Here is a 15,024-nt window from a genome sequence, read left to right on the forward strand (position 1 = left end):
CGGGCGCGGCCCGGCGGCGCGTTCGTACCGAAGACGCCTGATGCTCGGCTCGGCGCCGCATGGTGTTTCCAATCAAATCAGCTGCGTGAAACATCGGGGACTGCGCATCGGGGCTGCGCGTTTCGCTGCTACCCTGCCGGCATGTGCGGCATCGTGGGGTACGTGGGAGCCCGGTCGGCGTGCACCGTCGTCGTGGACGGACTCCGCCGGCTGGAATACCGGGGGTACGACTCGGCCGGCGTCGCCGTCGTCGCCGACGACGAGGTCCGGGTGGTGAAGCGGGCCGGGAAGCTGACCAACCTGGCCAAGGCGCTGGCCGAGCTGCCGCCGGCCGACCGGCTGCGCGCCGCGGCCAGCGGCATCGGGCACACCCGGTGGGCCACGCACGGCGCGCCGACCGACCGCAACGCGCACCCGCACGCCTCCGCGGACGGCCGGGTCGCGGTGATCCACAACGGGATCATCGAGAACTTCGCCCGGCTCCGCGACGAGCTGGAGGCGGCGGGCGTCGAGCTCGCCAGCGACACCGACAGCGAGGTCGTCGCCCACCTGCTCGCGGCCGAACTGGCCCGCACCGCGGTACCCGTCGGCGTCGGCGCCGGGACCTCCGGCAGCGACGGTGGCCCCGGCGGCGATGCCGGCATTTCCGGTGGTGCCGGGGCGGCGACGGTCGGCGACGGGGCCTCCGGCGCCGGGCTGGTGGCGGCGATGCGGGCCGTGTGCGCCCGGCTGACCGGCGCGTTCACCCTGCTCGCGGTGTCGGCGGACGAGCCCGGGCTGGTCGTCGGTGCGCGCCGCAACTCACCGCTGGTCGTCGGCGTCGGGGCCGGCGAGTACTTCCTCGCCTCGGATGTGGCGGCGTTCATCGAGCACACCCGGGACGCGGTCGAGCTCGGCCAGGACCAGGTCGTCGCGATCACCGCGGACGGGTACCAGGTGACCGACTTCGCCGGCGCGCCGGCACCGACCCAGCGGTACCACGTGGACTGGGACGCGAGCGCCGCCGAGAAGGGCGGCTACGACTACTTCATGCTCAAGGAGATCGCCGAGCAGCCGAAGGCGGTCGCCGACACGCTGCGCGGCCGGCTCACCGAGGCCGGCGAGATCACGCTGGACGAGGTACGGCTGTCCGACCAGGACCTGCGCGACGTCGACAAGATCTTCATCGTCGCCTGCGGCACCGCGTACCACGCCGGGCTGGTGGCGAAGTACGCGATCGAGCACTGGACCCGGATCCCGTGCGAGGTGGAGCTGGCCAGCGAGTTCCGCTACCGCGACCCGGTGCTGGACCGCTCGACGCTGGTGGTGGCGATCTCGCAGTCCGGCGAGACGATGGACACGATCATGGCGCTGCGGCACGCGAAGGTGCAGAAGGCGCGGGTGCTCGCCATCTCGAACACGAACGGTTCGACGATCCCGCGCGAGTCCGACGCGGTGCTCTACACGCACGCCGGGCCGGAGGTGGCGGTCGCCTCGACGAAGGCGTTCCTGACCCAGCTGGTCGCGTGCTACCTGGTCGGTCTGCACCTCGCGCAGGTGCGCGGGATCAAGTACGCCGACGAGGTCGGTGCGGTGGTCGCGCAGCTGCAGGCGATGCCGTCGAAGGTGGACGAGGTGCTGGCCACCATGGAGCCGGTACGGGAACTGGGGCGGTCACTGGGATCCGCGCGCTCGGTGCTGTTCATCGGCCGGCACGTCGGCTACCCGGTGGCGCTGGAGGGTGCGCTCAAGCTCAAGGAGCTGGCGTACATGCACGCCGAGGGGTTCGCCGCCGGGGAGCTCAAGCACGGTCCGATCGCCCTGATCGACGACGGAACCCCGGTGATCTGCGTGCTGCCGTCGCCGCGCGGCCGGGCGGTGCTGCACGACAAGATGATCTCCAACATCCAGGAGGTACGGGCCCGCGGCGCCCGGGTCGTCGCGATCGCCGAGGAGGGCGACACCGCGGTCGCGCCGCACGCCGACCACGTGGTGTACGTGCCGCGCACCCCGACGCTGCTCGCCCCGCTGGTGACGACGGTGCCGCTGCAGGTGCTCGCCGCCGAGATCGCCGCCACCCGCGGCCACGACGTCGACCAGCCCCGCAACCTCGCCAAGTCCGTCACCGTCGAGTGACCCGTGCGCCGTCCGCGCACGGCGGGGGAGGTCACAGGGTGACGTCGAGGGCGCCGCGGGCGGCGAGCACCCGCAGGAAGTCGGCCGGGTCGAAGATCTCGCCGGCCGACGCGACGCCGACGGCCCTCGTCTCGCCGGCGAGGACCCGGCGTACCGCCTCCACCACCAGCGGCGCGGTGACGGCGTAGATGTCCCGCCCGCGGGCCACCGCCCGCCGCTCGGTCCCCTTGTCGCGCACCAGGACCTCGACCACGAACGTCTCCGCGAGCCGGCCCTGCCCGCCGGCCGCCGGCGTGGAGGTGTCCGGCGCGGCGAGGTCGCGCGCCGCCTCGGTGGTCATGTACGTGCACACCTCGCCGACGTCCAGGTGGCTCGGCAGCGTGACCACGTCGGCCATGGTGAACTCCGCGAGCACCGTGCGCGGCCCGATCGGGGCGGGGAAGTCCCAGGTCAGCGTCGTCGGCTCGGCATCGTGGTACTGCAGCCGACCGTCCTGGTAGCGCACTCGCCGGCCGTCGCGCCGCTGGCTCGACACCACCCCCGCGGCGCGCGTCCCGGCGGTCGGCTGCCAGCTGCTCAGCCCGTACCCGACGTGCACCTCGTCGGCGCGGGTCTCGCCGGCCAGTACGGCACTGACGAGCAGGTCGCCGAGCCCGCCGTAGAAGGCCATCGCCGGGACGACGGTCGCGCCGGCGGCCCGAGCCCGGTCGCCGAAGTGCGCGAAGGTGTCCAGGTTCGCCTCGATCTCGGCGGCGACGTCCAGGTACGGGATGCCCGCCCGCAGCGCGGCCTCGATCACCGGCCCCGCGGTCACGGCGAACGGCCCGGCGCAGTTGATCACCGCGGCGACGCCGGCCAGCGCCCGGTCGAGCGCGGCCGGGTCGTCCACCGCCGCCGGCCGCACCGCGGTACCCGGGTGGGCCGCCGCGAGCGCCCGCAGCCGGTCCTCGTCGCGGCCGGACAGCACCGGCGTGAACCCGCGGTCCCGCAGCTCGGCGACCACGAAGCGGCCGGTGTGCCCGTACGCCCCGTACACCGCGACCTGGTGGTTGTTCGTGCTCATCGGTCCTCCACCGTCCTGTCATGCTCGACGGCTGTGCCGTCGGGGCCGTGCTCGACGGCTGTGCCGTCCGGTCGTGCTCGACGGCTGTGCCGTCGGGGATCAGCCTGGCAGCGGGGGGCCGTGCGCACGAGTGGCAGGAACGCCAACTCGCGTACAGTTTCGGACATGCGTACCGTCGCGTTCGCCGTCACCGACGGCATGCTGAGCCTGGAGCTGTCGATGGCGCACGAGGTCTTCGGCGGCGGGCCGTCCGTCGAGCGGTACGAGGTGGCCCTGTGCGGTCCGCGCCCGGTCACGGTCGGCCGGTTCCGGTTGGTGCCCGACGACGGGCTCGACCGGCTGCGGCGCGCCGACACGGTGATCGTGCCGGGCTGGGCCGACGTCGACGCGGACCCGCCGGCCGACCTCGTCGCCGCGGTACGGGCGGCCCACGAGGCCGGCGCCCGCGTCGCGTCGCTGTGTACCGGTGCGTTCGTGCTGGCCGCCGCCGGCCTGCTGGACGGCCGCCGGGCCACCACGCACTGGGCGCACACCGACGCGCTGGCCGCCCGGTACCCGCGGGTGACCGTCGACCCGGACGTGCTCTACGTCGACAACGGCAGCGTGCTCACCTCCGCCGGCAAGGCCGCCGCGATGGACCTCTGCCTGCACCTGGTACGCCTCGACCACGGCTCGGCGGTCGCGAACACCGTCGCCCGGCGGCTGGTCGTACCGCCGCACCGGGACGGCGGGCAGGCGCAGTTCGTCACCGCGCCGGTACCGGTGCGCGACGGCCGGCCGCTGGCGGAGCTGTTCGACTGGGCGCTGGACCGGCTGGCGCAACCGCTGACCGTGCCGGACCTGGCCCGGCAGGCGACCATGAGCACCCGGAACCTGGTCCGGCACTTCCGCGCGGCGACCGGTACCACGCCGCTGCGGTGGCTGCTGTCCCAGCGCATCCGGCGCGCCCAGGAGCTGCTGGAACGCACCGACGACGGCATCGACGCGATCGCCGCGGCCACCGGGCTGGGCAGCGCGGCGACGCTGCGCCGACACTTCCACCGCACCGTCGGGGTACCTCCCGACACCTACCGCCGCACCTTCCGCACCACGGCCGCATCCGAGCCGACCCGAGCCGGCACCGGACCCGCGCGCCGATCGAGGAGCTGACCGCCGCCCCGGATCCGTACCGGTGCGCGGCGCCGGCCGAGGATGCGACTGCCGATCAGGGACCGGTTCGGGTGCGACGTGCCGCGACTCGTCAGCTGGTGGGCGACGCGTCCCGGGCCGGATCGGCGACGGCCCCGTCGGCTCCGAGCAGGAACTCGCCGCCCGCGGCGATCGCCAGCTCGGGGCCGAACAGCGCGCCCGGGGTGTACGCGCCGGGGCGGCCCTCGCCGGCCGCGAGCCGCGCGGCGACGGTCGCGGTGATCGCGGCGGTGAACGCCATCGCCTCGCCGGCGCGCAACCAGACCTCGCGGCTACTGCCGTCCGGCCACCAGGCCCGGGCGCGTGCCCAGGTGTACCGGCGGGCCGGCGGCCGACCGGAACCGCGGGCCCGGGCGAGGGCACCGCGTGCGGCGCGCGCGATCACCGGCCGGGACAGCAGCGCCGCCACCATCGGCAGGATCGCGCGGGACGCCGTACCGGACGGCACCATGCTGGAGGCGGAGACGACCTCCGGCGCCCCGCTGGCCCGGTGCGCGGCGACCAACTCGCCGCTCGGCATTCCGGTGGTACCGACGGTGCTCCCGTCCGGCAGCAGCAGCCGCGCCGGGTCGCTGCCGAGCCGGGTGCGCACCAGCCGGCCCTTCTCGTACCGGCGGCCGCCGGCGGTGAAGCCGTCCACGATGGTCGCCGCGAGCGTCGGGCCGATCGGCCCGGGGTCGCTGTGCACCATCGGTACGGCGTCGACCCGTACCCGGGCCGGGGTCGGGCGGTCGGCGCACAGCCGGCGCAGCGCACTCTCGGTGCCGACCACGCCGAAGCCGCCGCCAGTCACCAGGCAGCGTCCGGCGGCGACCGCGGCGTCGTGGCGATCCAGCAGCGCGGTGACCGCGGGCAGGTCGTTCGCCAGATCGACGTAGTGGGTGCCGGCCGCCACGACCGTCGGCGCGGTCCGGGTGAACGGGCCGATCGTGTTGACGACCACCGCCGGCGCCGCGTCCCGCGCCAGCGCCGCGGCCTCGTCGACCGAGCCGGCCGGTACCACCTGGGCCGTGCCGGGGAGCGTCTCGGCCAGCGCCCGCAGCCGGGCCGGGTCGCGGCCGACCAGTACCGGGGTCGCGCCGTCGGCGGCCAGGCGGTCGGCGACGGCACGGCCGGTGCGGCCGGTGGCGCCGAGGATCCAGATCTCGTTCATGGTGTCGGTCCCGTCCGGCCGGCGGGTCGCCGGCCTGCCCCTCCAGCGTGCGGACGCCGACCGCGGGCCGTCCAATGAAAGATCCGCACGGCGCGTCTCGATCCGTGCATCACCGCAGGTCAGAGCAGGTAGATCGGGGCGGGTGCGGTCCGGGCGGCGTTACGCTGGCGGCATGACGACCTCGGTACCGGCGGATCTTGACCTGCGGCTCGTCCGGTGCTTCGTGACGGTCGCGACGCACCGCCACTTCGGCCGTGCGGCGGCCGAGCTGCACCTGACCCAGTCGTCGCTGAGCCGGCAGATCCGCCGGCTGGAGCAGGACGTCGGGGCGCTGCTGCTGGCGCGTTCGCCGCGCGGCACCGAGCTGACCGAGGCCGGTGCGGTGTTCCTGCCGGCGGCCCGGTCGATGCTCGCCGCGTCGGCCAGGGCGGTGGCGCGGGCCCGGGCCGCCGCCGATCCGCGCCGCGTCACGATCGGCTTCACCGCGAACATCATCGTCACCCCGGCGGTCCGGGAGCTGCGCCGGCGGCACCCGGACGCCGAGGTCCGGACGCAGCACCTGAACTGGCACGTGGCGCAGGCGCTGCACGACCACCGGGTCGATGCCGCGGTCACCCGCCTGCCGCTGAACCCGGACGGGCTGCACGTGACGATCCTGTACGACGAGCCGCGGGCGCTGCTGCTACCGGTCGATCACCGGCTGGCCGGGCGCGAGTCGGTCACCCTGGCCGACATCGCCGACGAGCCGGTGGTCCGCGGGGCGGACCCGGAGTGGGACTCCTTCTGGCGCATCGACCCGCGGCCGGACGGCAGCCCGGCACCGGACGGCCCGTTCATCGACTCGGTCGAGGACAAGATCGAGCTGGTCGCCTCCGGCCAGGCGGTGGCCATCGTGCCGGCTCCGAACGGGATCGGGACGCTCCGGAACGACGTGACGCTCGTGCTGCTGGCCGGCGTCGAGCCGAGCCACGTGGTACTCGCGACCCGCGCCGGCGACCGCAATCGGCTGGTGGCCGACTTCGCCGCCTGCGCGCGGACCCTTCCGGCGACCCGCGGCATTCGCTGACCGGAGCCGCTGGACAGCTCGGGAACCGCCGCCCGCGGGTGTGCCCGGGCGAGCGACTCGACCGCCCGGGCACACCCGCGAGCTGCTGTCCACAATGGACGGTTCTGGTCAGGTGCGTTGCCAGCCTTCGCGGACGGCGAACGGGGTGGCGATCTTGCCCGGGTCGCGTTCGACCAGGTCGCCCAGCTCGGGGTCGACGAAGGCGGCGTCGATGCGCGCCATCGTGTCGGCGTCCAGCACGGCACCGGCGGCGACCGCGTTGTCGCGTACCTGGTCCGGCCGGGAGGCGCCGAGGATCGCGCTGGACACCGCCGGGTTCGTCAGCACCCAGCGGATCGCCAGCTGCGCCAGCGTCAGTCCCTGCTCGGCGGCGATCGGCGCCAGCCGCTGCACGGCGGACAGCACCGCGTCACCCAGGTATCGGCCGACGAACCGGCCACCGCGGTCCTGGGTGGCGCGGCTGCCCTCGGGCAGCGGCTGACCCGGCCGGTACTTGCCGGTGAGCACGCCCTGCGCGACCGGCGACCAGACGATCTGACCGATGCCCAGCCGCTCGCAGGTCGGCACCACCTCGGCCTCGATCACCCGCCACAGCATCGAGTACTGCGGCTGGTTGGACACCAGCGGCACCCGCAGCTCGGCGGCGAGCGTCGCGGCCGCCTCGATCTGGTCCGGCCGCCACTCCGAGGTGCCGAGGTAGCCGACCTTGCCCTGCCGGACCAGGTCGGCGAACGCCACCATGGTCTCTTCCAGCGGGGTCCCGTCGTCGTACCGGTGCGCCTGGTACAGGTCGATGTGGTCGGTGCCGAGCCGGCGCAGCGACGCGTCGCAGCTCTCCATGATGTGCTTGCGGGACAGCCCCTGGTCGTTCTCGCCCGGCCCGGTGCGGCCACACACCTTGGTGCACAACACGTAGCCGGCCCGGCGCGCCGACCGCAGCGCCGCGCCCAGCACCTCCTCGGCGGCGCCGTAGTCGGGCGCGCCGTACACGTCGGCGGTGTCGAACGTGGTGATGCCGACGTCGAGCGCGGCGGCGACGCACTCGCGGGCCACCTGCTCGGTGTCCTTGCCGTGGGTCAGCCAGTTCCCGTACGTGACGGCGCTGACCTGCAACCCGCTGCCACCCAGTCTGCGATGTTCCATCCGCCCACGCTAACAACAGCGCCGGTGCCGGCTGTTGGTGCGCGGTCGCTACGGTCGGAGCGGTACGGCAGGCGTGGCCTGCGCGCCGATCGGACGGAGGGCCCGATGGCGGTGGGATGCGCGCTGGCGGTCGAGCTGGGCGCGGTGCACACGGTGGCGATGCTGGGCCACCCGGACGGCCGGGTCGAGCCGCTGCTGTTCGACTCTTCGCCGCTGTTGCCCTCGGCGGTGTTCGCCCAACCCGACGGAAGCCTGCTCGCCGGCCGGGACGCGGTGCACGCCGCCCGGCTCGCCCCGGAACGGTACGAGCCGAACCCGCTGCTGCACATCACCGGCGAGACGGTGCCGCTGGGCGACGACGTACCGGTCGTCACCGCGCTGGCCGCGGTGCTGGGGCGGGTCGCGGCGGAGGCCGCCCGGGTCGGCGGTGCCGCGCCGGGCGCGGTGGTGCTGCTCTGCCCGGCCGGCTGGGCCGAGCGGGAACGGTCGGTGCTGACGGCCGCGGCGGAGTCGGCGGGGCTGGGCACGGTGCTGCTGGAGGCGGCGCCGATCGCGGCCGCGCGGTACTTCCACCGGCTGTTCGGCGCCCAGGCCGCGCCGCTGACGGTGCTCGATCTCGGCGGTACCGCCGAGGTCTCGGTGGTGTTCGGCGACCGGGTCCTGGCGACCGAACGGCTCGCCGAGGCCGGCGGGCTGGACCTGGACGAGGCGCTGATCGACCACCTCGACGGCAGCTACCGGGAGCAGGACCCCGCCGGGTGGCAACGGCTCCGCGCGCCGGAGACGCCGGACGAGCGGCGGGCGCGGCAGCAGTTGCTCGACGACGTCCGGGCCGCGAAGGAGATGCTGTCCCGCACCCCGCAGGCGAGCGTGCACGTACCGCTGGTCGGCGTCGACGCGCCGATCTCCCGCGCCGAGCTGGCGGGGATCGCCGAGCCGATGGTCGGCGACGCCGTCGAGGCGCTGCGAGCCGCGCTCCGGTCCGCCGGGCTGGCGCTGCCGCTGCCCGGGCCGATGTTCCTGGTGGGCGGGATGAGCCGGATGCCGCTGGTGGCCACCGTGCTGCACCGCGAACTCGGCGTCGCGCCGACCGGCGTCAACCAGCCGGAACTGGTCGGCGTGCACGGCGCCCTGCTCGGGCTGCTCGCCCGGCCCGCCCCGGTCGGCGGCGCGGCCGACCCGCGGCGGGCCCGGGCCGACCAGGCGTACCGGCTGCTCGCCCAGGCGGAGCAGCTCGCCCGCCGGGTGTCCGCGCCGGCCGACCGGGCGCCGGCGCTGGCGCACCTGGCCGCCGCGATGGCGTCGGTGGCACCGGATCGGGCCCGGCAGCTCGCGATCGAGGCCGACGCGGTCGCCCGGGGTACGCACGACGTCCGGTTCCGGGCCGGCGCGCTCGGCGAGGTGCTGGCCGGGTTGGCCGCGGTCGAGCTGCCCGAGCTGGCGCCGATGGGGTCCGCGGCGACGCGGACGGCGCTGGCCGTGCCCGACCCGTACTGGCAGGTGATGGCGTTGGCGGATCTCGCGACGGCGCTGCGGTCGGTGCTGCCGGCCCGGGCGGCCGCGCTGATCGAGGTCGCCGAGCTGCTCGTCGAGGGCATCGCGGACCAGCAGCAGCGCCGGAACGGACTGCTCTCGGTCGGGCAGGCGGCGGCACTGGTCGACCCGGCGCGCGCGGTGCGGCTCGCCGGCTACCTGGACGATCCGGACGCCCGGGCGAGCATGCTGGCCTCGGCGGCGGTCACCGTCGCGGCGGCCGATCCCGACCGGGGTGCCGAGCTGGCCGCGGAGGCGCTGCGGTGCGCGCGGACCCAGGCCACGCCGAACACCTGGGTGTCCGTGCTGACCTACCAGGTGCTGTCCGGCGGCCCGCGCGGCGAGGCCGCGACCGTCGAGGAGGCGGTCCGGATCGCCTACGGTTGCGGCGATCCGGTCGACCGCGCCTGGCTGCTGGCGTGCTGCGCGGTGCTCACCGACGACGCCGGCCGGGCCGAGCGGCTCGCCGCCGACGCCACCGCGCAGACCCGCTTCGACGACACCGATCCGGCCGTCGCGGCCGGGATCGCCGCGGCCGCCCGGCTGCTGGCCGGGCCGCTGCCGGTGGCGGCCGAGGTGCTCGGTACCGCGTGCGCCCGGATGGTCGCCGCGACGGCCAAGGGCCGCTCGTCCGAGTGGCACCTGGCCGCCGTGGCGACGGTGCTGGCCGACCTCGCCCGGCTGTTGCTCGGTGGCCCGCTCCGGCCGGCCGACATGTGGTCCTGACCGTCCGCCGAGACCGCGGATCGTCGGCGACGGTCGACGCTGGCCTGGCCCGTCCAGGTCGGCCGGTTCCGGCCGGGCGGGCCGTCAGCGGTGGTCGGCGCCGACCAGGTGGCGGTGCAGGAAGTGGTGCACCAGGGCGGACAGGAAGGCGGCCTGGGCGTTGTCCGCGGCACCGGCGTGGCCGCCCTCGATGTTCTCGTAGTACGACACGTCGTGCCCGCTCGCGCGCAGCCGGGCGACCATCTTGCGGGCGTGCCCCGGATGCACCCGGTCGTCCCGGGCCGAGGTGGTGATCAGCAGCGGCGGATAGTCGCCGTCCGGCCGGATCTGGTGGTACGGCGAGAACTCGCGCAGGAACGCCCAGTCGTCGGCGACGTCCGGGTCGCCGTACTCGGGCACCCACAGCGCGCCGGCGAGCAGCCGGTGGTAGCGGCGCATGTCGGTCAGCGGCACCTCGCTGACCGCCGCGCCGAACAGCTCGGGCCGGCGCATGGTCATCAGCGCGGTCAGCAGCCCGCCGTTGCTGCCGCCGAGGATGCCGAGCCGGCTCGGGGTGGTGAGCCCGCGGTCGGCCAGATCCGTTGCCACCGCGGCGAAGTCGTCGTACACCCGGCGCCGGTCGGCGCGCAGCGCGGCGGAGTGCCAGAGCGATCCGTACTCGGCGCCGCCGCGGGTGTTCGCCACCGCGTACCGGAAGCCCCGGGCCAGCCAGGCGCGGCCGACGACGCCGGAATAGCCTGGCAGCAAGGAGATCTCGAACCCGCCGTAGCCGTACAGCAGGGTCGGCAGCGGCTCGTCGGTGTCCGGCCCGACCACGAAGTACGGCACCTTCGTGCCGTCCGTGGACGCGGTGAAGTGCTGCCGCACCACGAGCCCGGTCGCGTCGAAGTAGCGCGGCTCGTGCTTCACCGGTACCGCGTCGTCGCCGCCCGCGGTGCCGAGGTACAGGGTGGACGGGGTCAGGAAGCCCTCGACGGTGAGCTGGTACTCGTCGTCCACGTCCTCGTCGGTACCGAACGCGGACGCGTCGCTGTGCGCCGGCAGCGCGGTCAGCGACGCCGCGTGCCACGGCCCGGACTCGGCGGGGGTCAGTACCCGCAGGTGACTCGACACGTCCCGCAGCTCGGTGACGATCAGCCGGTGCCGGGTCCAGGACCAGCCGGCCAGCGCGGTGTGGTCGTCCGGCGCGAACAGCACCACCAACTCCGGCTCGCCGCCGGCCGGCTCAGCCGTGCGGGCAGGGTCGGCGGAGCCGACGGCGCGGGCGGGGTCGGCGGAGCCGACGGTGTGGGCAGGGTCGGCGGAGCCGACGGCGCGGGCGAGGAAGTCGCTGAACCGGGTGGCGAGCAGCGAACCGGCGGCGTGTTCGGTGCCGCCGACCTGCCACGCCGAGCGCAGCTCGATCAGCAGCCAGTCGCGGTTGACCGAGGCGATCGCGTCGTCCGGCACCGGGATCCGGCGCAGCGCGGCACCGTCCCGCAGGTACCACTCGGTGCGGTAGAAGTCGACCGAACGGGAGACGAAGTCGCGTTCGTAGCCGGGGGTGTCGTCGTGCCACGCCGACACGCTCGAATCGGTCGGTTCGCCCTCGTACACCAGTTCGGCGTCGGCGAGCGGGGTGCCGCGCCGCCACTCCCGTACGGTGCGGGGCAGCCCGGCGGTGGTCAGAGTGTCCGGCCCGAAGTCGGTGGCGACGTAGATGCGGTCCGCGTCGATCCAGTCGATCGACGTCTTCGCCTCCGGCAGCACGAACCCGTCCGCGACGAACTCCCGCCGCGCGAGGTCGTACTCCCGGACCACGCTCGCGTCGGCGCCGCCCCGGGACAGCGACACCAGCGCCCGGGTGTAGTCGGGTCGCAGCACGGTCGCCCCGTCCCAGACCCAGTTCTCGCCCTCGTCGGCGGCGAGCCGGTCCACGTCGAGCACCGTCTCCCACACCGGCCGCTCGGTGCGGTACGACTCGGGGGTGGTGCGGCGCCACAGCCCGCGCGGGTGCTCGGCGTCGCGCCAGAAGTTGTACCGGTACGGCCCGCGCCGGGTGACATAGGGGATCCGGTCGTCGGCGTCGAGCACCTCCCGGATCGACTCGCGCAGCGCCTCGAACTCCGGCCCGGACAGTGCGGCGATCGTCTCCGCGTTGCGCTCGCGCACCCAGTTCAGCGCGCGGGGCGAGTCGATCTCCTCCAGCCACAGGTTCTCGTCGTAGTCGTCCGTACCGGTCATCGGCACGCTCCTCCAGGTGAGACAGGCTCCGGGCGATGCGGGCAGGCGTGCGGTGCGGGGAGGCCACCCAGGCTGCCACAGCGGGCCCGGTCCGCGCCGAGCGGTGCGCCGCGCCGCTCGAACGCGGGCGGCAACCCCCGACACAACTCGACGGGGCCGGCGGTGTGTCAGGGTGGGGGCGTGATCATCGGGGTGGGAGTGGACGTGGTGTTGGTGGAGCGGTTCGCGCGGGCGCTGCTGCGCACGCCGCTGCTCGCGGATCGGTTGTTCACCGACGACGAGCGCGTCACGGCGGTCGGTCACCCGCGGGCGCCGGAGTCACTGGCCGCCCGGTTCGCGGCCAAGGAGGCGGTGGCCAAGGCGCTCGGTGCGCCGGCCGGACTGAACTGGCAGGACTGCGAGGTCGTCGTCGACCGGGCGGGCCGGCCGTGGCTGACCGTCACCGGTACGGTCGCCGACGTCGCCGCCGAGCACGGCATCGCCCGCTGGCACCTGTCGCTGTCGCACGACGGCGGGATCGCCTCGGCCATGGTCGTCGCGGAAGGACCCGTCGTGGAGGGGGGAGCATGAGGCAGGCGTACGGGGTGGCGCAGGTGCGCGCCGCCGAGCAGGCACTGATGGCGACGGTGCCGGACGGTGCGCTGATGCAGCGGGCCGCCGCCGGCCTCGCGGTGCGGGCCGCCGGCATGCTGGCCGACCGCGGCGTCTACTCGTCCCGGGTGTTGCTGCTGGTGGGGGCGGGCAACAACGGCGGTGACACGCTGTTCGCCGGCGCCCGGCTGGCCCGGCGCGGCGCGCGGGTGAGCGCGCTGCTGCTCGCCGGTGAGCACACCCACGCCGCCGGCCTGGCCGACTTCCGCGCCGCCGGCGGCCGGCTGGTCGATGCGGTCTCCGGCCCGGTCGACCTGGTGCTGGACGGGATCGTCGGCATCGGCGGCCGGCCGGGGCTGCGGCCGGACGCCGATGCGGCGGTACGGGCGGTCGCGGAGACCGGCGCGCCGGTGCTGGCGGTCGACGTACCGTCCGGGGTCGACGTGGACACCGGCGCGGCCCCGGACGAGTCGGTGTGGGCCGACGTCACGGTCACGTTCGGCACGTACAAGCCGTGCCTGGTGGTGGGGGCGGCGGCGCCGCGGGCCGGGCTGGTCGAACTGGTCGACATCGGGCTGACCCCGTACCTGCCGGCGGTCCCGGCGCTGTCGGTTCCGGACGTGGACGACGTCGCCGCCGCCTGGCCGGTGCCGGGACCGTCGTCGGACAAGTACACCCGCGGGGTGGTCGGCGTCGCCACCGGCTCGGAGGCGTACAGCGGGGCGGCGGTGCTGTCGGTCGGCGGCGCGCTGGCCGGCCCGGCCGGGTTCGTCCGGTACGCCGGGCACGCCGCCGACTTCGTCCGGCGCGCTTGGCCGTCCGCGGTCATCGCGGACCGGGTCGGTGACGCCGGCCGGGTGCAGGCCTGGGTGGTGGGCTCCGGCCTGGGTACCGACGTGCGGGCCAAGGGCGAGCTGCGCGCCGCGCTCGCCGCCGACGTGCCGGTGTGCGTCGACGCGGACGGCCTGACGCTGCTCGCCGAGGACCCGGTCGGCTGGCTCGCCGATCGCACCGCGCCCACCGTGCTGACGCCGCACGACCGGGAGTTCGCCCGGCTCGCCGGCGCCGAGCCCGGGGACGACCGGCCGGCCGCGGCGCGGTCGCTGGCCGCCCGGCTGGACGTGACCGTGCTGCTCAAGGGCGATCGGACCGTGGTCGCCACCCCGGACGGTCGCTGCCTGGTCAACTCCACCGGTACCGCGGCGCTCGCCACCGCCGGCTCCGGCGACGTGCTGTCTGGCCTGCTCGGCTCGCTGCTCGCGGCCGGTCTGCCGGCGGAGCACGCCGCGATCGCCGCGGCGTTCGCGCACGGGCTGGCCGGCCGGGAGGCCGCCACGCACGGACCGGTGACGGCGATGGACGTACTGTCCGGACTTCGGCCCGTTGTCCGCTCTCTGACCAGCGTGAACGCTGCCGCACACACTTTCAGATGAGGAATTCCAACCGGTACACAGGGTAGCGGTCGTACCGCTTTGGGGGGGCGGGCGACCGCCCGGTGTGCGCCGATTCCGGGAACGTTCACGGCTACGCAGAGTGGTTCCGGCGGTGCGCTGCGCGCCGTGGCCGACGATTCGACGGTGGACGCTGCGCGGTACGCCGGGCATGATGACCACGTCCGCAACGATTCGTGTTGGGACGCACACACAGCGGTGCTCATCGTCGCGTGCCGGTACCCGCCCGGAACTGGGGGGTGCGGGCGGGCACCGGACGCGACGTTTCTCCGCGCAGCGGGGTTTGCCGCCTCGGTCCGGCACCCGGGCCTACCGGAATGGCCCGGGTGCCGGCTCGAACGGGGAGAGAGGAACCAGACGCCTCTCTCCCCGTTTGCTGTCTCGGGGTGAGGTCGATGGGTGGTGGTGGGGTAAAGGCCACCTCTGTTCGCTGTTTTGACCCCTTGTGGGGGAACGTGGGGAGCGGGCTTCGCCCCTCCCCACACCCCTCCCCATCAAGGGGGCAGTCGCCCCCTTGACATCCCCTGCCCGGGAATCGGTGTTCAGGCAGGACGCCGCCTGGCTCGCTTCGGAACTACGGGGCCCGGTGCGGCATGCCGATCAACGCCCAGCCCGCCACGACAACCCCCGCCGCGTGCAGTGCACGACACGGGTCGAAGCGCACAGTGCCGTGATGGGTAGGCCGGGCCGTGCCCCGTTCTTCTTCGACAGGCACAAGGGGTCAAAGCGACGAACAGAGGTGGCCTTTGCACCGCCGCTTGGGGCGCACCTC

The 15,024-nt window shown here is 75.0% G+C and carries 10 protein-coding genes; 6 read left to right on the forward strand and 4 right to left on the reverse strand.

Features of this window, described 5'->3' with window-relative positions:
• Window positions 1-141: 141 nt before the first annotated feature.
• Window positions 142-2,115, forward strand: coding sequence for a glutamine--fructose-6-phosphate transaminase (isomerizing) (glmS, locus tag NUM_RS10295; protein WP_207124556.1), 1,974 nt, complete (start codon window positions 142-144; stop codon window positions 2,113-2,115).
• A 31-nt stretch (window positions 2,116-2,146) separates the two neighbouring features.
• Here the strand turns inward: glmS and NUM_RS10300 are convergent, their stop codons facing one another.
• Window positions 2,147-3,178, reverse strand: a complete 1,032-nt coding sequence (locus tag NUM_RS10300) for a saccharopine dehydrogenase family protein (protein WP_207124557.1) — start codon at window positions 3,176-3,178, stop codon at window positions 2,147-2,149.
• A 165-nt stretch (window positions 3,179-3,343) separates the two neighbouring features.
• Here NUM_RS10300 and NUM_RS10305 point away from each other — a divergent pair, with 165 nt between their 5' ends.
• Window positions 3,344-4,327 carry a helix-turn-helix domain-containing protein gene (locus NUM_RS10305; RefSeq protein ID WP_207124558.1) on the forward strand — a complete coding sequence of 328 codons (984 nt, stop codon included), beginning with the start codon at window positions 3,344-3,346 and terminating at the stop codon, window positions 4,325-4,327.
• 91 nt (window positions 4,328-4,418) lie between these two features.
• On the opposite strand, the gene NUM_RS10310 is transcribed toward NUM_RS10305, so the two are convergent.
• Window positions 4,419-5,519, reverse strand: coding sequence for a saccharopine dehydrogenase NADP-binding domain-containing protein (locus tag NUM_RS10310; RefSeq protein WP_207124559.1), 1,101 nt, complete (start codon window positions 5,517-5,519; stop codon window positions 4,419-4,421).
• A 172-nt stretch (window positions 5,520-5,691) separates the two neighbouring features.
• On the opposite strand from NUM_RS10310, the gene NUM_RS10315 reads away from it, so the two are divergent.
• On the forward strand, window positions 5,692-6,585 hold the full coding sequence (locus NUM_RS10315; RefSeq protein ID WP_207124560.1) for a LysR family transcriptional regulator: 894 nt from the start codon (window positions 5,692-5,694) through the stop codon (window positions 6,583-6,585).
• Between the two features lie 108 nt (window positions 6,586-6,693).
• On the opposite strand, the gene NUM_RS10320 is transcribed toward NUM_RS10315, so the two are convergent.
• Complete coding sequence (locus NUM_RS10320) at window positions 6,694-7,728, reverse strand: aldo/keto reductase family protein (RefSeq protein WP_207124561.1); 1,035 nt, start codon at window positions 7,726-7,728, stop codon at window positions 6,694-6,696.
• Window positions 7,729-7,833: 105 nt separating this feature from the next.
• Here NUM_RS10320 and NUM_RS10325 point away from each other — a divergent pair, with 105 nt between their 5' ends.
• Window positions 7,834-9,987 carry an Hsp70 family protein gene (locus NUM_RS10325; RefSeq protein WP_207124562.1) on the forward strand — a complete coding sequence of 718 codons (2,154 nt, stop codon included), beginning with the start codon at window positions 7,834-7,836 and terminating at the stop codon, window positions 9,985-9,987.
• Window positions 9,988-10,071: 84 nt separating this feature from the next.
• Here the strand turns inward: NUM_RS10325 and NUM_RS10330 are convergent, their stop codons facing one another.
• Window positions 10,072-12,210: a prolyl oligopeptidase family serine peptidase gene (locus NUM_RS10330; protein WP_207124563.1), complete on the reverse strand. Its 2,139-nt coding sequence runs from the start codon at window positions 12,208-12,210 to the stop codon at window positions 10,072-10,074.
• A gap of 180 nt (window positions 12,211-12,390) precedes the next feature.
• On the opposite strand from NUM_RS10330, the gene NUM_RS10335 reads away from it, so the two are divergent.
• Together NUM_RS10335 and NUM_RS10340 are read left to right on the forward strand one after the other, a co-directional pair.
• Window positions 12,391-12,780 (forward strand): holo-ACP synthase, encoded by a 390-nt coding sequence (locus NUM_RS10335; protein ID WP_207124564.1) that lies wholly within the window; start codon window positions 12,391-12,393, stop codon window positions 12,778-12,780.
• Window positions 12,777-14,234 (forward strand): NAD(P)H-hydrate dehydratase, encoded by a 1,458-nt coding sequence (locus NUM_RS10340; protein ID WP_207124565.1) that lies wholly within the window; start codon window positions 12,777-12,779, stop codon window positions 14,232-14,234. Before NUM_RS10335 ends, NUM_RS10340 begins: the two co-directional genes overlap by 4 nt.
• Window positions 14,235-15,024 lie beyond the last annotated feature (790 nt).

It is taken from the genome of Actinocatenispora comari (assembly GCF_017312725.1).
Taxonomy (GTDB): Bacteria; Actinomycetota; Actinomycetes; order Mycobacteriales; family Micromonosporaceae; genus Actinocatenispora; species Actinocatenispora comari.